Source organism: Peribacillus sp. NPDC097225 (assembly GCF_044761955.1).
Taxonomy (GTDB): domain Bacteria; phylum Bacillota; class Bacilli; order Bacillales; family DSM-1321; genus Peribacillus.
Genome location: NZ_JBIWDJ010000001.1, coordinates 320,474 through 342,917 on the forward strand (window position 1 = coordinate 320,474; position 22,444 = coordinate 342,917).

Consider the following 22,444-nt stretch of genomic DNA (forward strand, 5'->3'; position numbering starts at 1 on the left):
CCTTTCAATAAAAACATAAAAAAGCAAAAAAAGGAGCCTGGTTTCAGGCTCCCCTCATACTGGTACTTACAACGGAATATTCCCGTGTTTTTTCCATGGACGGGTTTCTTTTTTATTACGTAGCATTTCAAGCGATTGGATGATTTTAATTCTTGTTTCACGAGGGTCAATAACATCATCGACCATTCCAAGACTTGCCGCTACATATGGATTTGCAAACTTTTCACGATATTCCTCAATTTTCTCTGCACGTGTGGCTTCAGGATTCTCACTATTTTTAATTTCACGGGCAAATATGATGTTTGCAGCTCCAGCTGATCCCATCACCGCAATTTCAGCATTTGGCCAAGCAAACGTAAGGTCTGCCCCGATGGATTTACTATTGAGGGCCACATAAGCACCACCATAGGCTTTACGGAGAATGATCGTTAATTTTGGCACAGTTGCTTCTGAATAGGCATATAAAAGTTTCGCACCATGGCGGATGATCCCACCATGTTCTTGTTTAACACCAGGGAAAAATCCAGAAACATCTTCAAAAGTGATCAATGGTATATTGAATGAATCACAGAATCGTATGAACCTGGCAGCTTTATCAGATGAATCAATATCGAGTCCACCAGCCAACACTTTAGGCTGGTTACAAATAAGCCCCACTGATTTCCCTTTAATGCGTGCTAGACCAACCACGATATTCTTCGCAAACCCTGCTTGCACTTCCATAAATGAATCCTCGTCGACAATTTGATTGACCACTTTTCGGACATCGTATGGACGAATGCCTTCATATGGGACAACGTCCGTTAGATCTGGACGATAGTCGTCTTCATCTGTCGCTTCCAGAGCCGGTGGCTTTTCTTGGTTGTTTTGCGGGAGATAGCTTAAAAGACGTTTAACATCAGCTAAAACCTCTTCCTCCGAAGCACCCATGAAATGAGCATTACCACTGACCGTGTTATGTACCTTCGCTCCACCTAATCCTTCAGATGAAATTTTTTCCCCTGTCACCGTTTCGATAACTTTCGGTCCTGTAATGAACATCTGGCTTGTTTTCTCAACCATGAAAACAAAATCCGTAATGGCTGGTGAATAAACCGCGCCACCTGCACATGGACCCAATATGACAGAAATCTGAGGGATCACACCAGAATATATCGAATTACGATAGAAAATTTGACCGTATCCATCAAGGGAGACAACCCCTTCCTGAATCCGAGCTCCGCCAGAATCGTTCAACCCGATGAAGGGAGCACCATTTTCCGCAGCCAAATCCATAACATTGGCAATTTTCAGAGCATGCATTTCTCCGAGCGCCCCACCAAACACGGTAAAGTCTTGAGAGAACAGGTAAATGTCACGACCATTGACTTTCCCATAACCAGTTACTACTCCTTCTCCCGGTCCTTCTGCTTTTTCCATGCCAAAATTGGTGTTCCGGTGTTTGATAAAGGGATTCAGCTCAACGAAGGTACCCTCATCCACTAGAAGTTCGATTCTTTCCCTCGCCGTTAGTTTTCCTTTTTCGTGTTGCTTTTCAATTCTATCTTCCCCGCCGCCCATTTCTACCTTTCGGCGTCGATCGTACAAGTCATTGATAGTTTCATAGATATCAGTCATTTTTGCTCCTCCTTTAATTCAGTTCTTTCACATAGCTCATATAGGACACCCGACGTCGATTTAGGATGGATAAAAGCGACATCTGCGTGATGTGCCCCTTTTCTTGAAGTCTCATCAATCATACGAAGACCGGATTCTTTTATTTCCTGGATTCGATCCTCTATTCGCTCTACACCCAAAGCCACATGGTGAATCCCTTCACCCCGTTTTTCAATGAATTTAGCGACGGCGCTATCAGGAGATAACGCTTCCAATAACTCTAAACGAGTATTCCCTGCTAGGATAAATGCCACTTTAACGCCTTGGCTCTCAACCGTTTCTATTCCTTCAAGCTCCAATTTCAATGTTTCAGTGTAAAGCGGCAAGGCTTCCTCTATTGATTTAACCGCAATCCCAATATGATCAATATTCTTAATCATTTTACTATTCCCCCATACTATGTACTATTTTCACTCTATTGAATTTTCTATCAATTCATTATGTAACTATACCATTCTTTTGAATAATGAGAATATTGCACTTTTGCTTGTTTCTCCTATATGTTCAAGTTAAAATGAAAATAATCATACTGTTTGAGGAGAGAACATAATGAAAAATAAAAAAGTAAGAAAAGTTGTTGTCTATCTCATGCTTATCTCGATGTTATTGACGACCTTACTATCAGGCATCGCATTTTTATTGTAATAGGCTGCAGGAGGGGAGCTAAAAGCTTCCCTCTTTCTTATTTGATAGCCCCTATATTTCTGGCTAACGTGTTGAAACTTTCATTTGATAGAGTTATTAGAACCTTTGTCCCAATCGGAACCTTGTCATATAACCGCTCTACATCCGGTTTATGCATCCTCACACAACCATTGGAAATGTATTTCCCGATTGAGGATGGTTGATTGGTTCCATGTATCCCATAAATCCTGCCATCTGTATTCCTGGCATCAAAACCAATCCATCTTGACCCAAGCGGATTTCTGGGATCTCCACCAGGGATATTCTTTTTTCGATAGTAAGGATTAACCGCTTTTACCTTGACGGTAAATAACCCTTCAGGCGTCAATTCCTGACTCTTGCCTGTTCCGACTGGAAGTATCTCTTGTACCACGTTGTCGTCAATGAAAGCCAGTTTATTATTCGCTTTATTGATAATAATGAATGGCTCTCCGTGATTTACGGTTTGAGCAAGGGCCTGAGATGGTACAGCTGACAAGACAAGCAATAACAATAAAGAAAGGATTCGTTTCATTTCTATCAGTTCCTTTACTTTTTTGCTTAGTTTAAGCCAACGGCCTCTTTTTCATTCGATTATGACTCTCCTTAGGGAATCCCTTGAAAGAATGCTTAAGCAATAAATAGCGTTCCATTTCCTTCATAAGCTGCAATAAAGCTGCACGTGATTCAAACTCTTCCCGGGTTTGAGGAAGTTCCATCCCCTTAAAAAACTCTTCCATTTCCTCAAGTTTCCTCAAGTAAAGGATCGCCGTATTTTGAGGATGAACATTTTCAGCCAAATCCTCTATAAAGTCTGCCAATATACCGCTTTGCTTCACTCTTAAAGGAATATTTGTGACCAAAGGGAGAATCCTCTCAATAATTTCGAATTGCTTTTCCCTCATTTTGAAATAATGATAATGGAGATCTTCTTCCCGAAGAAAATGATTCTCCACATCCCTAAAGGCAAGACTTTTGGCTTCATTAAGAAGATTTGCTGTTTTTGTAATTTCCTTTCCATCCCATGTATGGTCATTATCCCGTAAATAGCGGACAACTGCCATTAAGATAGCACTAAAATTCATCTCAATTCTATCCTGGTAAGCAATTAATTTTTTTTCCACACTAGGCATGTATAGATTCATGATAAGTGCCACACCCACTCCAACGACAATCAAAATCGTTTCATTGACGAGCAGTGCAATAGTAATCTTTCCAGAGCCATAGAGATGTAGGATGATGACACTGCTTGTAACTATTCCCTGGCTAACATTCAAGGCAACTGTAGTCGGGATGAAGATGAGAAGGATTAGCCCGATTACAAGGGGATGGAAAGCTATACCCTGAAACAGTAAAGTAGAATAAAGCATTGCGATCATACAAGCCAAAAATCGATGCCAGGAGGCAAATACCGATTTCCTTTTTGTAACCTGTATACACAAAATCGTTATGATGCCAGCAGAAGAGAAATTATTCAAACCCAGCAATTGTGCAATAATAATTGCGATGGATGCCCCCATAGCAGTTTTAATCGTTCTATACCCGATTTTGAACATTGTTATGTATCACCTTGCTTCTTTCACTTCTATTATAATACTATCAGCTATTCAGATAATTTTACAGTCCTTTATGAAGGAAAATTCTAAATTATTAATAATTCATTATACCTATGATACATTATTTGGGTAAAATAAAAAAGGTAACTAAAGTTACCTTTTTTCACTACATGTTCATTTTTTTCATTTTAAAGCACTTTTTGAAGAAAATCTTTGGCACGCTGGCTTTTCGGGTTGGAAAAGAACTCATCCGGAGCACCTTCCTCAACAAGCAAGCCGCCATCCAAGAATAGAACCCGATCGGCCACTTCTTTAGCAAATCCCATTTCATGCGTAACAATTAACATTGTCATCCCGGTATGGGCCAGTGACTTCATAACGTCCAATACTTCTTTTACCATTTCCGGGTCTAATGCGGAAGTCGGCTCGTCAAACAGCATGACTTCCGGATTCATGGCCAATGCACGTGCTATGGCAACCCTTTGTTTTTGCCCGCCGGAAAGACGATTTGGATACGTTGTTTCCTTATCAGCCAATCCAACTTTATTCAAAAGCTCTCTTGCCTGTTTCACAGCGTCTGCTTTGGATAACTTTTTCACCTTCATAGGCGCATATGTCAGGTTCTCAAGCACTGTCTTGTGTGGGAATAAATGGAAATGTTGAAATACCATCCCGACATTCTCACGGACTTTCATAATATTAGTCTTTTTATCCGTAATATTTTGATCTTTGAACCAAATCTGTCCATCAGTAGGTGTTTCAAGCATATTGATACACCGGAGAAAAGTCGACTTTCCTGATCCGGAGGGACCGATTATCGCTAGGACTTCACCCTGTCCAATTTCTGTACTGATTCCTTTTAGAACGTTAAGTTTGCCATAACTCTTTTGAAGCTGATCTATTTTAATCACTGCGTCTCATTCTCCTTTCGATCACTTTACCTAAGATAGTGAGAATCATGACCATCACATAATAAATGAGACCGGCAAATAATATCGGCTCGAAGAATTTATAGGTCTCACCACCGACAATATAAGAACGGCGCATAATATCGCCTAAACCGATGATGGTTACCACGGCGGATTCCTTCGTTAAGGAAATGATTTCATTCACTAAAGAAGGGAGAATGTTCTTGATGGCCTGTGGCAAGATGATATTCAACATCATACTTGAATAAGGAACCCCAAGGGCAAGCGCGGCTTCCCGTTGCCCTTTATCGACCGCTAATATACCACCCCTGATGATTTCCGAGATATACGCGGCAGAGTTTAAGCCGAAAGCCAAGAAAGCAGCCTGAAACGCTTCGATTTGAATCCCTAAAATTTGTGGGGAACCAAAATAAATAAGCATTAATTGTAAAACTAATGGTGTACCGCGGAAAATCGATGTATAAAAGTCAGCAATCCAATTTAACGGCTTAATTCTGCTGATTTTCAGTATGGATAAGATGATCCCCAAAACAAAACCGATTACAGCCGCAACCGCCACAACTTTTAGTGTAGTCGGTATTCCCTCCATGATATATGGAAGGGAAGGCATAATCCTTTCAAAATCCAGATTCACTCCATTCATCCTCTCTTATAAAGACCTATAAAGGCCTTCCTTATTCACTTTATACTCAATAAAGCGTGGAAAAACGCTCAGAAGGCGTATTTTATCACTTCTGAACGTTTTCCCTTTTCTCTGTATTATTTAGTTTCACTGCCACCGAACCATTTTAGAATTAATTTTTCCATTTCACCATTTTCCAACATTTCGTTCAGTTCAGCATTGAAATCTTCCGTTAAATCACTGCCCTTTTGGAATGCAATAGCGGAACCAGCGTCTTCTTCCCCAGTTTCCATCTCATATCCTACTAAATCCGGATTGTCTTTCAAATATCCTTTAGCAACTGTATCTTCAATAATCACGGCATCAAAACGTTTCGCAACCATTTCCTGGATGATTTCAGGAATACGATTCCGTTTTTCAATCTTCATCCCGATATTTTCATTTTTATTCAAGTCATTTGCCAATGTCTCTTGAATGGAAGCAAGCTGTACGCCTACCGTTTTCCCTTTTAAATCATCTACCGTTTTTATCTTGCTGCCATCTGTCGTAATGATCATGTTTTTCGCTGTATAATAAATATCACTAAAATCAACGGATTTCTCACGTTTCGGTGTTGGAGTCATTCCAGAGATAACAAAATCCACCGATTTATTTTCAAGTGATGGAACAAGACTGTTAAAATCAATATCCTTCACCTGGATTTCATATCCTAATTTCTTACCGATCGCTTTAGCGATATCTACGTCAAATCCTTTGATTTCATCGCTTTTGGATGTTTCAACATATTCAAACGGTGGATAATCCGCAGATGTTCCCATTACTAGCACTTTTTTATCTTTATTACCTGATGTATTCTCTTCTTTTTTCTCTGAGGTTCCACATGCTGCTAAAATACCTACTAATAAAACAGAAGTAAGCAACAATGCTACCCGCTTTTTCAATTTCATCATTATTCCTCCAAGTAGTTTTTGATTCTTGTATGAGCCAATGGCCAAATTACGATAAACTTAAACTCGTATGCGAACTAATATTCATGCACTCTTGTGTATTTTAACACATTCTTATAATTATTCAATAAGCTTAATGAAAAATTTATTTTTTAGAATATTATTTTAACCAAATTCTAATATAATACTCTACCTACTACAAAATACACCTGGTTAACCAACCAATTTCTTCCGATTCCAACTGATTCCAAGCAAATTCACCAATAAAAAAACCGCCAAACTCGGCGGTTTTCCTAAAAGATACTAGTAAGCTTAATGCATAAGCAAAGTCTTACACTTCTTCACAATATTCATCGAAGTAAGCTTGCAATTTTTCCACTACAGACATTGGATGATGACCCTCGATTTCATGACGCTCAATCATCGTGATGATTTTTCCATCTTTCAGAAGAGCGAATGATGGTGATGATGGTGGATATCCTTCGAAATAATCACGGGCCTTCTCAGTCGCTTCCTTATCTTGACCTGCAAAAACAGTTACAAGCTGATTAGGACGTTTATCGTTATGAATCGCATGGGCTGCAGCTGGTCTAGCAATTCCCCCAGCACAACCACAAACGGAATTGACCATAACTAGCGTCGTACCCTTTTGGGCCAATACATCTTCTACTTCCTCAGCAGTCGTCAGTTCTGTATATCCAGCAGTCTTAATCTCATCGCGAGCTTGTTTGACCACGTCATTCATTAAAAAATTGAAATCCATATTCATAGTATAGTGCTCCTTCCAGCTTTTTCTCTTCACCACTATCATAACAATTGACGAAGCCCGATTCAATCAATTTAACTGGCCATGATTAAAAACATCAAGATTCCAATTGGTGATAAGAAAGGGAGAGCTATATCCGTTCGTTATCTGTGGGACCGCATTCATTCGAACTTAAGGATTCAGAGAACGATTGAAATGCTTGTTGTACGGCTTTAGTGACCGTTTTATTACCGGACATCACTTCATTTTCAAGCTTGGGCAGTAAGCCTTTGACAGTATCATTTTTATAGAACATGGTTTTAAGCTGATGGTCTATTAATGAATACAACCACTCTTTGGATTGCATTCTTCTCCGTTCCTGAAAAACACCCGATAACTTTGTTGTCTGCGAAAAGTCCTGTAATACGTCCCAAATTTCAGGAATCCCTTTTCCTGTAACAGAAGAACATGTATATGCTTTTCCAGCCCACCCTTTAGTGGCAGGCTGAAGGAAATGGAGAATACGACTGTATTCCGACCTTGTCCTGTTCGCAAGCGGAATGTTTTCACCGTCTGCTTTATTGACCACTATACCATCAACAAGTTCCATGATTCCTTTTTTCATGCCCTGCAATTCATCTCCGGCTCCTGTTAGGACAAGCAACATGAAAAAGTCGACCATACTTCGGACAATCGCTTCACTCTGCCCTACACCCACCGTTTCAATCAAAATCACATCAAAACCGGCCGCCTCACAAAGTAACATCGTTTCCCTCGTTTTCCTATGCACCCCACCCAAAGTTCCTTCTGATGGGGAAGGTCGGATAAAAGCTTGAGGATTCCGTGCCAGTTCCTCCATCCTCGTCTTATCCCCAAGGATGCTCCCTCCATTAATCGAGGAACTTGGATCGACAGCGAGTACCGCAACCTTATATCCTTTATTACATAAAAACGTTCCAAAGGTTTCGATGAATGTACTTTTACCAGCCCCAGGGACACCTGAAATGCCGATGCGGAGCGAAGCACCTGTGTGTGGGAGAATTGAGTGCAAAAGTTCTTGTGCCAACTCGAAATGATGTTCGGCATTGCTTTCCACTAATGTGATCCCTTTAGCAAGCTTTGCTCTCTCCCCTGTCAAGATTCCATCTTTCAATTGCGGTATCGAGATTCTCTCATTTTTCTTTTTGATAAATCTACTTTTTGATGCTCTATTATGACCAGCATCCAATTCCACACCTGGCTTTAACGAAGAAGCAAAACCATCCTGATTGTTAGGATCGACCCATTCCGGCTTCTTATCTTCACTCATTACTGTGCCACTTCCTCATATCCTAGGCGATGGTATATTTCTTGTAGCACTTTTTTAGCTGCCTGTGGGATGACCGTGCCAGGTCCAAAAATCGCTGATGCGCCGTTTTGCATTAAATAATCATAATCTTGTGCTGGGATGACTCCACCGACAATGACGATAATGTCTTCCCGGCCCAATTTCTTCAACTCGGCCATCAATTGCGGCAATAGTGTTTTGTGGCCGGCAGCGAGCGAGCTCATCCCAACAACATGCACATCATTTTCCACAGCCTGAAGAGCGGTTTCCTCCGGTGTTTGGAATAGTGGCCCGATGTCAACATCGTAGCCTAAATCAGCAAACCCCGTACCAACCACTTTCGATCCCCGATCATGGCCGTCCTGCCCCATCTTAGCCATCAATAAACGAGGGCGTCTGCCTTCATTTTCAAGAAATTCGTCAGTCATGGCAATTACTTCTTCAATTTCCGCTTCTTTCGAATAAGCTGAGCTATAAACACCACTAATAGAACGGATGGTGGCCTTATGACGACCAGCCACTTCTTCAATTGCATCGGAAATTTCCCCAAGTGAAGCGCGGACTCGAGTTGCCTGTACTGCCAATTCAAGCAAGTTACCTTCACCAGTTCGTGCCGCTTGCGTCAATGCCTGAAGAGCTTCATCGACTTTCGACTGATCTCTTTTTTCTTTAAGGATGCTTAAACGCTTAAGTTGACTTTCGCGGACGGCGGTATTATCTATCTCCAAGATTTCAATCGCATCTTCTTTTTTCAGGCGATATTTGTTGACACCCACGATTGTTTCATCTTGAGAATCGATTTTAGCTTGACGTTTTGCTGCCGCTTCTTCAATCCTCATTTTCGGAAGACCGGTTTCAATCGCCTTTGCCATGCCCCCAAGACCTTCAATTTCTTCGATATGAGCCCAAGCCCTTTCAATCAGTTCATTTGTTAGCGATTCGACATAATAAGAACCTGCCCATGGATCGATGACCTTTGTAATGCCAGTCTCCTCTTGAAGATAAAGCTGGGTATTCCGGGCAATACGTGCTGAGAAATCGGTTGGAAGGGCAATGGCCTCATCCAATGCGTTCGTATGCAAAGATTGGGTATGGCCCAAGGCAGCTGCATGCGCCTCGATCAGTGTTCGTGCTACATTATTGAAAGGATCTTGCTCTGAAAGGCTCCACCCCGATGTTTGGGAGTGTGTTCGTAAAGCCATCGCTTTCTTATTCTTCGGTTCAAACTGTTTCATTAGTTTTGACCATATGAACCGTCCCGCTCTCATTTTTGCCACTTCCATGAAATAGTTCATTCCAACAGCCCAGAAGAACGACAAACGAGGGGCAAATTTATCAATATCGATACCGGCTTTCATTCCTGTCCTTGCATATTCCAGGCCATCCGCCAACGTATAAGCAAGCTCGATATCCGCAGGTGCTCCAGCTTCTTGTAGGTGATAACCGGAAATGGATATAGAATTGAACTTTGGCATATATTTTGAAGTATATTCAAATATATCAGCAATAATTTTCATCGACATCTCGGGTGGATAGATATACGTATTCCTAACCATGTATTCCTTTAAGATATCATTTTGAATGGTACCAGAAAGCTTATCCTGGGTGACTCCCTGCTCCTCGGCTGTAACGATATAAAAAGCAAGAATAGGTAAAACCGCTCCATTCATTGTCATGGATACCGACATTTGATCGAGTGGTATTCCATCAAATAGGATCTTCATATCCAAAATCGAGTCTATCGCCACACCCGCTTTTCCTACATCCCCAACAACACGAGGATGATCCGAATCATAGCCGCGATGTGTTGCCAAATCGAAGGCCACCGAGAGACCCTTTTGACCCATCGCTAAATTCCTGCGGTAAAATGCGTTGGATTCCTCTGCAGTTGAGAACCCTGCATATTGTCGTACTGTCCATGGCCGGTTCACATACATGGATGGATAGGGTCCCCTTGTATATGGAGCAATTCCCGGTACACTTTCCATGTGCTCCAAATTCTGACTATCTTCTTTCATATATAATGGTTTAACCTTGATTTGTTCATTCGTTTCGAATAAAAGTTCCTCGATGTTTTGTCCAACTGCTGCTTCTGCCTCTTGTTTCCATAATTCAACTGTTCCTTTACGCTCAGACTTAGCAGGATTTATGGTAGAGAAATTTGGTTTTTTCATTGTTCATTCACCCCTAGCTCTTGTAGTAGTTCTGTCAAGACCGCCACAACATTCGTTTTAACATGGATAAAGTCGTCCGCTCCAGACTCCAATAAAACGGTCTCCAATTCTGCCGATTGCTTTCCAGCGACATATAGCTTGATGTGTGGGTATTGCTGTTTAATCTCTTTTATGATGGATTTCGCCTTATCCGAGTAATCAAGATCACTTCCACATACACAGTATATGGAAAGCTTAGTTTCAGCTATATAATCCACCGCTTCCTTACTATCATGGCATCCTTCACTTTCCATCGTTTCAATTCCACCGGCTGCAACAAAGCCTTTTATAAAATCAGCACGAGGCTTATAAGATTTAAGTTCATTCAAGTTAATAAGGCCGATTGTCGGTGCTTTCCCGCCATTTTGTTTACACTCTTCACTTCGTAATCTTAACTGTTCAAATTGGGATGATATACGATCTAACTTGATTGGTGTAATATCTACTGGCCCCTGAACCACCATATATGATCTCTGTGTTTCAGTTGTAGGAACTTTGATTTTATCGGTAGGGTTCGGATAAACGTTGGTACCAATAATACTTTCTTTCCGTAGTGCCGCATTCTGGACCCTTTCCTCGTAGACTTTTGCTATGTCTGCTTGTAAAGCCCCTTGCATAATGGCATCAAGTACCCCGCCTGCCTCGTCAATCTCAAGGAACTTCACCCATGCTTTATCAGCCAATTCATCCGTCAATTGCTCGACATACCAAGATCCGCCGGCAGGATCGACCACCGTTGTGATATTCGTTTCCTCTTTAAGGATTAAATGCGTGTTGCGTGCTATTCTTTCCGAAAATTCATTACACTCACCTGAAGCATGATTAAATGGATGGATCTGCAAGTACTGAATCCCTCCAATTGCTGCAGCAAATGCTTGATTCGTGGTCCGCAGAATATTCACATGTTGATCATAGAGCGTTTCTGTCAACTCGGATGTAACTGCATGTATAACCATTTTAAAATACTCGGCATCCTCTTCAAAAGCTTCCGCTAGACCAGCCCAAAGTCTTCTAGCCGCCCGTATCTTCGCAATCGACATAAAGTAATTGGAATCCACTGCAAAGGAAAACACGATCTTTCCGACAATATCCCGTACGGAAATCCCTTGTTTTTGCCCTTCCCATATATATTGGACAGCAACTGCCAATCCATAGGCAAGCTCTTGAATTGCATTGGCTCCTCCATTATGAAAACTAGCCGTGTTAACAAGAATTGACTTTAAGTCCGGACCAATCTGTTGATAATCTTGGATTGTTTTTGCCCATTCTGCAAAATATGTTTCTGTATCTTCAGGAACTTGACCACCGACTAACCATTCTGCAATCGGATCTTCTGCAAGCACACCCTTAATTTGCGCATTTTGTTGATTTGCAACAGCTTTGAATTGAGGGAATAGTTCCTTTTGCTTTCCCTTCAGGTCAATGAAAACGGGAAGTTCATTTAATGATAGGCCATTAAAAAGTTTTGAAACCCTCGCACCCTCCGCAAGAAGATGAGCTGGGTAGACGATAATATTCTGACCGCGCTCTAGTGCGGCGTGCATCTTTTCATTTGCCTCGTCAGCCGTGATACCGCTTACAGGCTGTACGACAAACCATGGCTGCTCGTAATAACCGGTCGGAGCAATTCCACGTGTAAAGGGAGCAAATCCGGGAAGCTCTGTTTGTTCTCCATCTGAAACAGATTCCTCTGTATAGAGGGGATTTAAAGTAATGCCTTCATATGTATTCGTTTTTAATTTTTCGACACTTCTGCCTTTTAAACTAGTTTCTGCCGCTTCCTTCCACTCTTCTAATGAAGGTTTTGGAAAGGATATGTTTTTTACATCTTTCAATTCCATTTTAATCGCTCCCTTATATTTTGCTTTCCTACTGGTTCAATCGTCAATACGTAGACCGAACGCTCAGTCAATTACATAAGAAAAACACTCTCCCATCAATTTATATATATTCTATCATAATATTCTTATAATTTTAGCTAATATCAAAACCTGTTAAAAAAACCATATGATAGAAGATGGAGAATAATTATGAGAAGAGCCTCTATAAAATAATAGCAAAAATAAAAATATTGTCGACTATTTTCTAAATACTCTTATATTTCTATTCATAAACAGTTAAAGAGGCACAGAGAAAAGGAAGCACCTTTATGGTTACCTCCTTCTTTCTCCCTATTAATAAACAGATGTATTATCCGAGGTTATTTTTTCAATAATTTCTTTTACTCGCGCTAAGAATCTGCCGCATACAAGACCGTCCAATACCCGATGATCTAGTGATAAACATAGGTTGACCATATCACGGACCGCTATCATGTCATTGATGACGACAGGTCTTTTTACAATGGTCTCCACTTGTAGAATCGCTGCCTGGGGATGATTTATAATTCCCATGGACTGGACCGAACCAAATGAACCAGTATTATTGACAGTGAAAGTGCCGCCTTGCATATCCTCGACTCTTAACTTTCCTGCTTTCACCTTTGATGCCAGGTCATTGATTTCCCTAGCAATCCCTTTGATCGACTTTTCATCTGCATTTTTTATGACCGGAACAAATAAAGCATCTTCCGTTGCGACCGCGATTGAAATATTAATTTCTTTTCTTTGAATGATTTTATCGCCTGCCCACATTGAATTGATCTGAGGAAATTCGGTTAGAGCCTGCGCAATCGCTTTAACAAAGAATGCAAAGTAGGTTAAGTTATACCCTTCTTTTTGTTTGAAATCCGATTTAAGTGAATCCCTAAGTTTAACCATATTCGTCGCATCAACTTCAACCATTGTCCATCCATGTGGAATCTCATGCTTACTTTTCGACATATTCGAAGCAATCGCTTTCCTTACCCCAGTTACGGGTATTTCTCTATCTCCAGTCATGCTAGGAACGACAGTTTCTTTCTCATTTGATGGCAATGATTGGGGCAGATGTTCTTTTGGCTCGGAAGCAGTTCTTACTTCAGCTACCGATTGAGGGAGGTTTCCGGACTCAATGAGTTTCAATAAGTCTTTACGCGTTATCCTTCCTTCATTCCCCGTCCCATTCACTTGAGAGAGATCGATATCATGTTCCTGGGAGAGCTTTAGTACAGCGGGAGAAAACCGGACTTTATTCGGAGTCGGAGTTTCCACGTTAGGCTTCATGCTATTAACTGCATCATCATTTTTCTCTGCTGGGTCTTCTTTTTCCTCTTCCTTGGGCTTGGTTGATTCGACCTCAATGGAACATATAACTTCCCCCACAGCCAGCGTTTGATTCTCATCCGCCTTTAACTCCTTAACAATCCCCGTAAAAGAAGAAGGAACTTCAGCGTTTACTTTATCCGTCATCACTTCAGCTAGTGGATCATACTTCGTCACGTGATCTCCTGGCTGAACAAGCCATTTACTTATGGTCCCTTCTGTCACGCTTTCACCAAGCTGGGGCATTTTCATTTGTTCTATCGCCATCATTTAATCCTCCTTCTTTTCTATTAAAATTCAGCCAGTTCTCTCATCGTCTTCTCCACTTTATCAGGGGTAACCATAAAATATTTTTCCATTGTAGGTGCATAAGGCATTGCAGGGATGTCCGGACCAGCCAGTCGCTTGATTGGGGCATCCAAATCGAATAGGCAATGCTCGGCAATGATGGCTGCAACCTCACTCATGATGCTACCCTCTTTATTATCTTCTGTAACCAATAAGACCTTACCCGTTTTGGAAGCCGCTTCTATGATGGCTTCCTTATCCAACGGATATACGGTGCGCAAATCTAAAATATGCGCTGAAATACCATCCATTGCTAGTTTTTCTGCCGCTTGGAGAGCAAAGTGAACACAAAGCCCATAGGTTATGACCGTAATGTCCTCTCCCTCTCTTTTCACATCAGCTTTACCGATTGGCAGTACATAATCATCATTCGGAACTTCGCCTTTAATCAAACGGTACGCACGCTTATGTTCAAAGAAAAGTACCGGATCCTCGTCGCGAATGGCAGCTTTAAGCAAGCCTTTTACATCATATGGGGTGGAAGGCATCACAATTTTCAATCCTGGTTGGTTCGCGAACATAGCTTCCACGGATTGGGAATGATATAACGCTCCGTGAACTCCGCCACCATACGGAGCACGGATGACCATTGGGCAGTTCCAATCATTATTGGAACGATAACGGATCTTTGCCGCTTCGGAAACAATTTGATTTACAGCGGGCATGATAAAATCCGCAAATTGGATTTCGGCAATAGGTCGTAGTCCATACATGGCTGCCCCAATTCCTACACCAGCAATCGCTGACTCTGCAAGGGGCGTATCGATGACCCTTGATTCACCGAATTGCTCATATAGACCATTTGTCGCCTTAAAGACTCCGCCCTTTTTCCCGACATCCTCCCCCAAAACGAATACTCGCGAATCTCTTTCCATCTCTTCGCGCATTGCCATTGTCACCGCATCTATATAAGAAATTACCGACATCCTTTTCCCCCCTTACTTTTGTTCGTAAACATGATCCATAGCGCTTTCAGCTTTCGGATATGGAGCATGTTCGGCGTAATCTGTAGCTTCGTTCACTATTTTCATCACTTCATCATTAAGTTGTTTTTCAAGGGTTTCATCCATGATACCCGCTTCCTTTAAATACGCTCCAAAAGTCATGATGGAATCTTTTGTTTTCGCTTCAGCCACTTCTTCAGCTTCACGATAACTGCGGTCATCGTCATCACTTGAATGGGGAGTCAGCCTATATGAAACGGTTTCAACTAAAGTGGGGCCTTCTCCTCTACGAGCGCGATCAGCCGCTTCTTTAACCGCTTTATATACCTCCAACGGATCATTGCCATCCACCGTGATTCCAGGCATGCCGTATCCAATTGCCCGGTCCGATACCTTTTCACAGGAAAGCTGTTTGGATATAGGAACGGATATGGCGTATTGGTTGTTTTCACACATAAAGATGACTGGAAGCTTATGGACGCCTGCAAAGTTGGCCCCTTCATGAAAATCACCTTGATTGGATGAACCTTCCCCAAACGTGACGAATGTCACCAAATCCTTTCCTTCCATTTTCCCTGCAAGGGCAATTCCCACTGCATGTGGTACCTGTGTAGTTACCGGAGAAGAACCCGTAACGATCCGGTTTTTCTTTTGTCCAAAGTGACCTGGCATTTGCCTTCCCCCGGAATTGGGATCCTCGGCTTTGGCAAATCCTGATAGCATCAATTCTTTCGCCGTCATTCCAAATGACAAGACGACTCCGACGTCCCGATAATAAGGCAATACGTAATCCTTTTGCCGATCCAAGGCAAATGCAGCTCCAACCTGTGCAGCTTCTTGCCCTTGGCAGGAAATCACAAAAGGAATTTTCCCTGAACGGTTCAACAGCCACATCCGCTCATCCATCCTACGTGACAGCAGCATGGTCCGATACATATCTAATACAGTTTCATCATTCAAGCCCAATTGTTCATGAAGTGTTTCCACCATTATCAAAAAACCTCCTCCTTTTTTATGAGTGAATGGCAAGGCCATCCACTGCGAGAGCTGCCTCTCCGATTGCTTCCGAAAGACTCGGATGGGGGTGAATCGTCTTTGCCACTTCCCAAGGGGTGGCATCCAGTACCTTTGCCAGGCCAGCTTCGGAAATCATATCCGTAACATGCGGACCAATCATGTGGACACCCAGAATATCATTCGTTCTTTTATCCGAGATGATTTTGACAAATCCATCCGATTCCCCATAAACAAGGGCTTTACCGACAGCCCGGAATGGAAACTTTCCAATTTTCAATTCATATCCATCTTTTTTGGCCTGTTCCTCTGTCATGCCGACGCTTGCTGCTTCTGGACTGGAGTAGATGCATTTCGATATAAGCGAATAGTCGATCTTTTCCGGTTTTTTTCCTGCCATGTGTTCAACTGCCGTCAATCCCTCATGTGAAGCAACATGGGCCAACTGCAAACCGCCGATGCAATCTCCAATCGCGTACATATGCGTCTCTTTCGTTTGGAAAAATTCATTGGTGACAATATATCCATTTTCAATGACGATATCCGTATTATCCAAACCAATCGATTCAAGATTAGCCATTCTTCCAACGGAAACCAATAGTTTATCTGCCTCGAACTCCTCGAGTTTTCCGTTGATTTCTGCAGTGATGGACACTGATTTATCTTTTTTCAGCGTCTCTGGCAACACCTTAGCGCCTGTATGAAAAGTAATGCCTTTTTTCTTCAATAAGCGAAGCATTTCATCCGAAATTTCATGATCTTCTGTGGGAATGATTTTATCTGCATATTCTAGTACCGTTACTTCCACGCCAAAGTCATTTAACATCGAGGCCCATTCAATACCTATCACGCCTCCACCAACTATAATGATTGATTTTGGCAAGCTGTCTAGCTGAAGTGCTTCATCGGAAGAAAGGACAAGATCCCCATCAATCGATAAACCTGGTAATGATTTTGGGCGTGAACCGGTAGCAATGATGATATTTTGTGGAATCAGCATTTCATTTTCACTACCATTATTCATTTCCACGGAAATTGTTCCTGGCATTGGTGAAAAGATGGAAGGTCCAAGTATTCGGCCTATTCCTTCGTAAACGTGGATCTTACCTTGCTTCATCAAGTGCTGGACCCCTCTATAAAGCTGGTCGACCACCTTGTTTTTCCGTTCCTGGACTTTGCTGAAATCCACATTCACGTTTTCTGTGAAAATACCGAATTCCTCACTTTTGATAGCCGTTTGGTAAACCTCTGCACTTCTTAGCAAAGCTTTGGAAGGAATACAGCCTTTATGTAAACATGTCCCGCCTACCTTTTCTTTTTCAACGACTGCCGTTTTTAAACCAAGCTGTGCCGCCCTTATTGCTGCAACATACCCTCCGGTTCCTCCGCCAAGAATGACAAGATCATATTCTTCAGCCATGTTCATTCCTCCTTGTTGGAAATTCCCATGTCCATCCTGATAACACAGGAATCCAAGTTGTTTTTTAACTCATCTACGTCGGTTCAAGATATGTTTCTCGTCTCGTAAAAATTGACTTCTGGAATTTCTCATTCTTTCAATCCGCTCTTCTGCCATTCTATCAGCTGCTTTATAGGTCGGGATTTTATCCCGTTTTGCTATTTCAATGACTCTTTCAATGCTATCATAAACACCTTCAACTTTTTTCAAGGCTCTTTCCCGATTGTACCCTTTCAGTTCATCCGCAACATTAATGACACCGCCCGCATTAATGACATAATCAGGTGCATAAATGATTCCTTTTTCATGTATTTGGTCCCCATGAATCGGTTCCTTTAACTGGTTATTGGCCGCGCCTGCAATCACCTTTGCCTTGATTTTACCGATTGTTCCATCATTTATGACAGCCCCTAATGCACAAGGTGCATAAATATCACAGTCCACTCCATAAATCTCATCCGGGTTTACAGCTTTGGCACCAAATGTTTCAACAGCACGATTTACACTCTCTTTATTAATATCAGTGACAATCAGTCTCGCTCCTTCTTCATTCAGGTGACGGCATAGATTATAAGCTACATTCCCTACCCCCTGAACGGCAATCACCTTTCCTTCCAAGGAATCACTTCCGAATGCTTCCTTTGCCGCTGCTTTCATGCCCCGGTACACACCATAAGCGGTGACCGGCGAAGGGTTCCCTGATGAACCGAACTCAGGTGAAATGCCTGTGACATAATCTGTTTCTTCATGAATAAGGTCCATATCTTCCACTGTGGTTCCGACATCTTCGGCAGTAATATAGCGGCCATTCAATCCCTGGATATACCTACCGAATGCCCTAAACATTTCTTCATTTTTGTCTTTACGTGGATCTCCGATAATCACGGTTTTTCCACCACCTAGATTCAAGCCTGCTGCCGCGTTTTTATAAGTCATTCCTTTTGAAAGTCTTAGCGCATCTTCTATGGCTTCTTCTTCTGAAGCATATGTCCACATGCGAGTACCACCAAGGGCTGGGCCAAGTGTCGTATCATGTATCGCGATGATCGCTTTTAAACCTGATTGTTTATCTTGACAAAATAATAGCTGCTCATAGTCATATCGTTCTAAATAGTTGAAAATTTCCATAATGGAATCCCCCTCAGATGTTTTCAAAATTGCCAAAAAAGAGAGGCCCATCCTTTATCCTCATTCTTTTCTGACATATAAAGGTTAAAGTCAAATTGTTAATTAGTGTTCTCTTGCCTATATGATAGTGCGCATTTCGCGATTTGTTACCCAAAAAATCCATATTCCATTCAATAACATGCAAATTACATGCCAACAAAATAAATATGGTGGATATATTCCTGTGAAAAGGGAGTGGGAATTGATGTAAAACGTGGAAGCAGAAGAGAAATCCAATCCTATAAGTTTTTTAATTAAATACATTCCATCTGCTTATCGAAGAATAATAAACGCCAAGAACGTGCATTTTTTTGCACACTATGCAATTATTTGCATGCATTTTTTTTCACACTCCCATTTTCTCCATTTTGTAATATAAACTTCTGACTGAAATGCCAAGCGCCTTTGCTGTAAGGGTTTTGTTCCCCTTATACGTATATATCGCCTCTTGAATAACCTTCGCTTCATACCTGTCCATTATTTCCATGAGCGTTTCTCCCGATACGTACGCTTCATTTCTTAATGATTTCTCTTGTATTAAAGGAATGTTATCTTCAATAAAGTCCGGAATGTGTTGGACATCCATGATGGTCTCGGTTAACTTCATGAAGATAATTGCTCTACCCAGGATATTTTCCAGTTCCCGAACATTACCTGGCCAATTATACATTTGCATTTTATGAATTGCTTCATCTGTAATTCCTTCGATGCTTCGCCCGTATTCCTGGTTGATCTTGTGAATCAAATGTTCTGCCAGTTCTTTTATATCTCCCTTTCGCTTCCGCAATGGGGCGATGAAAATGGGCATCCGGTTCAAACGGAAATAAAGATCTTCACGGAATGTCCCTTTTACTATGGCTTGTTCAAGGTTAATGTTGGTTGCAGCGATCACCCTGACATTAATAGGTATGGGATTGGTACCACCCACCCTTATCAGTTCTTGTTCCTGGAGAACCCGAAGTAATTTAGCCTGGATACTCGCCGGCAACTCACCGATTTCATCCAAAAATATACTTCCATGGTTGGCCTCCTCAAACAGTCCGGTTTTTCCACCTCTTCTTGCTCCCGTAAAAGCACCCTCTTCATACCCGAATAGCTCACTTTCCAACAAAGATTCCGAAATTGCTGCGCAATTAACACGGACGAATTTATTGAACTTTCGATCACTTTCATTATGGATAGCATGGGCAAACAGTTCCTTGCCTGTTCCTGATTCACCTCTTAATAGAACGGTAGCAGGGGTTCTCGCAGACAATTTAGCCTGATCGATAGGTAACTTCATCTCTTCCGAAGTGCCAATGATATCATCAAAAGAATATTTTGCCTGAAGAGTACGGATGATTTGCCTTGCACGGTTCAATTCATGAGTTAACGATTGAATTTCAGAAACGTCATGAATGACTCCAACGCTTCCTTTCAATACTCCTTCAACAATGATTGGTGCAACATTCACAATTACTTCCTTATGTTTAGGACCAACACGCATGTTAACTCCGCGAACAGGCTTTCTAGTCTTAAGGACCTTCATATGCATGCTTTCCCCTTCATAAATATCAATGGCAGCCGGTTTGCCAATTACTTGATTTTTCGTCAATCCTGTTATCCTAGAGTAGGCTGGATTGATCAATAAACCATATCCCCGTTCGTCCACCACCGAAATTGCTTCATCACTAGACTGAATGATGGCCTCAAGCATGGTCTGAATCTCTTTTAAATCCGTTATTTGTTCAGCTAGTTTTACCGCTTCCGCTTCCGTTCTTTTCTTAAACAGCGAGAATGCGCCTATCATTTCATTTTCGTGACTTACCAAGGGAATCCTGGACGTAATGAAATCCATACCCGATTTACTGATGGATATATGTTGGTTTTCTTCTCGTTCCCTCGTCTCCATCACCCTTAATAACCCACTGGAAGGAACAAGATCGAGGATATGTCGGCCAATTACCGTTTCCCGTTTTGTATTGGTTATTCGTTCAGCATTATGATTGAATAAGGTGACATAGCCGTCCTTATTGATCACTAACATGCCCTCACTCGCTGCATTCAATATCAAGTCCATTATGGAGGATGAATTTTCCAACTTATTAATCAGATGATTCTTCTCTTCGATGAGATTAACAAGAATATGGGCTACACTACCAGGAACCAGGATTGTTTGCTGTCCTGTCTTCTTTTTTATCTCCTTAAAAACAGCAGGGTCACCGGTTGTATCAATAATGATATCCAATTCCCTATCCATCGCACTTTCCCAATTTGATACTGTACAAATTTTTCGTGCCTTTGCAGCCAGGATCCCTTCAGCAGCCTCATTCGTATCAGCCATACAATCAATGAAAAGGGTTTTGCTTTCCAGTAGGAGCTCCAATACAGCACTGCCCCCTTTTCCTCCACCAACGATCATCACCTTTTGCATGACTTCCTCCTTCTGCGATAGTAAGTTCCCGCCTATGATATCTTTGATTTTACCATATTGATTCCAAAATGACCGTTCACACATTCCAATGATTTTCTCAATTACCCATACTTGACAAAAATATATTATCCTTTATCATTTTTTATATGGAATTTCTGGAAGGGACTTGACACATGAAACGTTTAATCGCTTTTTCCATCCTTTTTATCCCGGGAGCATTTGCCGCGTACGGAATTAAGATAATGCGGGATATGGTATTCGGCATTCTCCAACCTCCCTATCCCATGCTTTGGATCCAATTTTTAATTGGACTGCTGATAACGATAGGAGGGATAGCCTTTATCGCAGGGTTTATTCTTCACCGGGATCGTAAAAAAGACAAAGTTCAAAGTAGATTTAACAAATTTTAAACACGTCGAACAAGGGGGCATGAATCACATGGCCCCCTGTTTTTTTTACTTTTCATAATTTGCCCTTACTATTTTTGCTTTTTCCGGAAAATCAGTGATGATGGCACTGCAACCCAATTTGAATAACCGCTTCATATCTTCTTCTTTATTAACGGTATAGGGCCGAACCAGGATCCCATCGTCCATGGAAGATTGAATGATCGAGTCTGGGGCTGATCGGATACTAGGATGTATCGCACTTCCACCAATCGCACGTGCATATACCCAAGGCATATACATAAATTCCCGGTACAATGGTGCGGTTTCTATTTCTGGTGCCAACTGATGGCAAAAAACCAGACTATAATGATTAAAGGAAGAAATAATGATTCGTTCTTCCATCTCATACGCCCGGATGAGCCTAATGACCTTTGCTTCTAGTCCCGGATACATAAAAAAGGTGTTCTTCAACTCAATAATGCAAAAGAGATGGGTATGGTACAACCACTTCAACAGTCCATCAAGCGTAGGAATTCGCTCTTCACACCCTTTACCCGCATAGGATGAAGCCGCATTCAAGGTTTGCAACTCTTTTAATGTCCTGTCTTTCACAAAGCCAGAGACACCTGTGGTTCGATCAAGCTTTTCGTCGTGAATAACGACTACTTCGCCATCCTTTGAAAGCTGCACATCCATTTCAATTCCCTCCGCTCCAACACGAGCAGCCTCTCGGAAAGCCACCATCGTATTTTCAGGATGGGTTCCTGCCGATCCTCGGTGTGCGAAAATTAACGTCATAAAAACTGCCCCCCACAAAAATTTCAGTAGATCTTCAATTTTATGAAAAGGCGCAGTCGGATATTAATTTAA

The 22,444-nt window shown here is 41.7% G+C and carries 20 protein-coding genes; 2 read left to right on the forward strand and 18 right to left on the reverse strand.

Going from position 1 to position 22,444, the window contains the following annotated elements:
• Positions 1–66: 66 nt before the first annotated feature.
• Complete coding sequence (locus ACIQXH_RS01585; protein WP_402869359.1) at positions 67–1,617, reverse strand: acyl-CoA carboxylase subunit beta; 1,551 nt, start codon at positions 1,615–1,617, stop codon at positions 67–69.
• A complete protein-coding gene (gene mce, locus ACIQXH_RS01590; protein WP_402869361.1) occupies positions 1,614–2,036 on the reverse strand; it encodes a methylmalonyl-CoA epimerase in 423 nt (140 codons plus the stop codon). Before mce ends, ACIQXH_RS01585 begins: the two co-directional genes overlap by 4 nt.
• Before the next feature lie 169 nt (positions 2,037–2,205).
• On the opposite strand from mce, the gene prli42 reads away from it, so the two are divergent.
• Complete coding sequence (gene prli42, locus ACIQXH_RS01595; protein ID WP_402869363.1) at positions 2,206–2,301, forward strand: stressosome-associated protein Prli42; 96 nt, start codon at positions 2,206–2,208, stop codon at positions 2,299–2,301.
• Between the two features lie 37 nt (positions 2,302–2,338).
• On the opposite strand, the gene ACIQXH_RS01600 is transcribed toward prli42, so the two are convergent.
• The 15 genes from ACIQXH_RS01600 to ACIQXH_RS01670 form a co-directional block, all read right to left on the reverse strand.
• A complete protein-coding gene (locus ACIQXH_RS01600; RefSeq protein WP_402869365.1) occupies positions 2,339–2,854 on the reverse strand; it encodes a L,D-transpeptidase in 516 nt (171 codons plus the stop codon).
• A 31-nt stretch (positions 2,855–2,885) separates the two neighbouring features.
• On the reverse strand, positions 2,886–3,875 hold the full coding sequence (locus ACIQXH_RS01605) for an aromatic acid exporter family protein (RefSeq protein WP_402986171.1): 990 nt from the start codon (positions 3,873–3,875) through the stop codon (positions 2,886–2,888).
• Positions 3,876–4,063: 188 nt separating this feature from the next.
• The gene (locus ACIQXH_RS01610) at positions 4,064–4,786 is read right to left on the reverse strand and encodes an amino acid ABC transporter ATP-binding protein (RefSeq protein WP_402956592.1); all 723 of its coding nucleotides are present in this window, start codon (positions 4,784–4,786) and stop codon (positions 4,064–4,066) included.
• Positions 4,779–5,438, reverse strand: a complete 660-nt coding sequence (locus ACIQXH_RS01615) for an amino acid ABC transporter permease (RefSeq protein ID WP_402869370.1) — start codon at positions 5,436–5,438, stop codon at positions 4,779–4,781. Before ACIQXH_RS01615 ends, ACIQXH_RS01610 begins: the two co-directional genes overlap by 8 nt.
• A 125-nt stretch (positions 5,439–5,563) precedes the next feature.
• On the reverse strand, positions 5,564–6,367 hold the full coding sequence (locus tag ACIQXH_RS01620) for a transporter substrate-binding domain-containing protein (protein ID WP_402956967.1): 804 nt from the start codon (positions 6,365–6,367) through the stop codon (positions 5,564–5,566).
• A 337-nt stretch (positions 6,368–6,704) separates the two neighbouring features.
• A complete protein-coding gene (locus ACIQXH_RS01625) occupies positions 6,705–7,142 on the reverse strand; it encodes a BrxA/BrxB family bacilliredoxin (RefSeq protein WP_402869372.1) in 438 nt (145 codons plus the stop codon).
• A 127-nt stretch (positions 7,143–7,269) separates the two neighbouring features.
• Positions 7,270–8,427, reverse strand: coding sequence for a methylmalonyl Co-A mutase-associated GTPase MeaB (meaB, locus tag ACIQXH_RS01630; protein ID WP_403121886.1), 1,158 nt, complete (start codon positions 8,425–8,427; stop codon positions 7,270–7,272).
• Positions 8,427–10,619, reverse strand: a complete 2,193-nt coding sequence (gene scpA, locus ACIQXH_RS01635; protein WP_403121888.1) for a methylmalonyl-CoA mutase — start codon at positions 10,617–10,619, stop codon at positions 8,427–8,429. The genes meaB and scpA overlap by 1 nt, the downstream gene beginning before the upstream one ends.
• Complete coding sequence (locus ACIQXH_RS01640) at positions 10,616–12,499, reverse strand: methylmalonyl-CoA mutase family protein (RefSeq protein ID WP_403121890.1); 1,884 nt, start codon at positions 12,497–12,499, stop codon at positions 10,616–10,618. The genes scpA and ACIQXH_RS01640 overlap by 4 nt, the downstream gene beginning before the upstream one ends.
• Before the next feature lie 333 nt (positions 12,500–12,832).
• Positions 12,833–14,107 carry a dihydrolipoamide acetyltransferase family protein gene (locus ACIQXH_RS01645; RefSeq protein ID WP_403121892.1) on the reverse strand — a complete coding sequence of 425 codons (1,275 nt, stop codon included), beginning with the start codon at positions 14,105–14,107 and terminating at the stop codon, positions 12,833–12,835.
• A gap of 23 nt (positions 14,108–14,130) precedes the next feature.
• Positions 14,131–15,114, reverse strand: coding sequence for an alpha-ketoacid dehydrogenase subunit beta (locus ACIQXH_RS01650; protein WP_402869381.1), 984 nt, complete (start codon positions 15,112–15,114; stop codon positions 14,131–14,133).
• Between the two features lie 12 nt (positions 15,115–15,126).
• Positions 15,127–16,122 carry a thiamine pyrophosphate-dependent dehydrogenase E1 component subunit alpha gene (locus tag ACIQXH_RS01655; protein ID WP_403122602.1) on the reverse strand — a complete coding sequence of 332 codons (996 nt, stop codon included), beginning with the start codon at positions 16,120–16,122 and terminating at the stop codon, positions 15,127–15,129.
• Positions 16,123–16,144: 22 nt separating this feature from the next.
• A complete protein-coding gene (lpdA, locus tag ACIQXH_RS01660) occupies positions 16,145–17,566 on the reverse strand; it encodes a dihydrolipoyl dehydrogenase (protein ID WP_402869383.1) in 1,422 nt (473 codons plus the stop codon).
• 69 nt (positions 17,567–17,635) lie between these two features.
• On the reverse strand, positions 17,636–18,733 hold the full coding sequence (bcd, locus tag ACIQXH_RS01665) for a branched-chain amino acid dehydrogenase (RefSeq protein ID WP_402869385.1): 1,098 nt from the start codon (positions 18,731–18,733) through the stop codon (positions 17,636–17,638).
• Positions 18,734–19,118: 385 nt separating this feature from the next.
• Entirely contained in the window at positions 19,119–21,185 is a 2,067-nt protein-coding gene (locus tag ACIQXH_RS01670; RefSeq protein ID WP_402869387.1) for a sigma 54-interacting transcriptional regulator, read from the reverse strand.
• A 173-nt stretch (positions 21,186–21,358) separates the two neighbouring features.
• On the opposite strand from ACIQXH_RS01670, the gene ACIQXH_RS01675 reads away from it, so the two are divergent.
• Entirely contained in the window at positions 21,359–21,595 is a 237-nt protein-coding gene (locus ACIQXH_RS01675; RefSeq protein ID WP_402869389.1) for a DUF2627 domain-containing protein, read from the forward strand.
• 45 nt (positions 21,596–21,640) lie between these two features.
• Here the strand turns inward: ACIQXH_RS01675 and ACIQXH_RS01680 are convergent, their stop codons facing one another.
• Positions 21,641–22,372, reverse strand: a complete 732-nt coding sequence (locus ACIQXH_RS01680; protein ID WP_402869390.1) for a glycerophosphodiester phosphodiesterase — start codon at positions 22,370–22,372, stop codon at positions 21,641–21,643.
• Between the last annotated feature and the right edge of the window lie 72 nt (positions 22,373–22,444).

Coding starts and splice junctions, on each gene's coding strand:
- ACIQXH_RS01585 (WP_402869359.1), bottom strand. CDS start 1,617: ATGACTGATATCTATGAAACTATCAATGACTTGTACGATCGACGCCGA.
- mce (WP_402869361.1), bottom strand. CDS start 2,036: ATGATTAAGAATATTGATCATATTGGGATTGCGGTTAAATCAATAGAG.
- prli42 (WP_402869363.1), top strand. CDS start 2,206: ATGAAAAATAAAAAAGTAAGAAAAGTTGTTGTCTATCTCATGCTTATC.
- ACIQXH_RS01600 (WP_402869365.1), bottom strand. CDS start 2,854: ATGAAACGAATCCTTTCTTTATTGTTATTGCTTGTCTTGTCAGCTGTA.
- ACIQXH_RS01605 (WP_402986171.1), bottom strand. CDS start 3,875: ATGTTCAAAATCGGGTATAGAACGATTAAAACTGCTATGGGGGCATCC.
- ACIQXH_RS01625 (WP_402869372.1), bottom strand. CDS start 7,142: ATGAATATGGATTTCAATTTTTTAATGAATGACGTGGTCAAACAAGCT.
- meaB (WP_403121886.1), bottom strand. CDS start 8,427: ATGAGTGAAGATAAGAAGCCGGAATGGGTCGATCCTAACAATCAGGAT.
- scpA (WP_403121888.1), bottom strand. CDS start 10,619: ATGAAAAAACCAAATTTCTCTACCATAAATCCTGCTAAGTCTGAGCGT.
- ACIQXH_RS01640 (WP_403121890.1), bottom strand. CDS start 12,499: ATGGAATTGAAAGATGTAAAAAACATATCCTTTCCAAAACCTTCATTA.
- ACIQXH_RS01645 (WP_403121892.1), bottom strand. CDS start 14,107: ATGGCGATAGAACAAATGAAAATGCCCCAGCTTGGTGAAAGCGTGACA.
- ACIQXH_RS01650 (WP_402869381.1), bottom strand. CDS start 15,114: ATGTCGGTAATTTCTTATATAGATGCGGTGACAATGGCAATGCGCGAA.
- ACIQXH_RS01655 (WP_403122602.1), bottom strand. CDS start 16,122: ATGGTGGAAACACTTCATGAACAATTGGGCTTGAATGATGAAACTGTA.
- lpdA (WP_402869383.1), bottom strand. CDS start 17,566: ATGGCTGAAGAATATGATCTTGTCATTCTTGGCGGAGGAACCGGAGGG.
- bcd (WP_402869385.1), bottom strand. CDS start 18,733: ATGGAAATTTTCAACTATTTAGAACGATATGACTATGAGCAGCTATTA.
- ACIQXH_RS01670 (WP_402869387.1), bottom strand. CDS start 21,185: ATGCAAAAGGTGATGATCGTTGGTGGAGGAAAAGGGGGCAGTGCTGTA.
- ACIQXH_RS01675 (WP_402869389.1), top strand. CDS start 21,359: ATGAAACGTTTAATCGCTTTTTCCATCCTTTTTATCCCGGGAGCATTT.
- ACIQXH_RS01680 (WP_402869390.1), bottom strand. CDS start 22,372: ATGACGTTAATTTTCGCACACCGAGGATCGGCAGGAACCCATCCTGAA.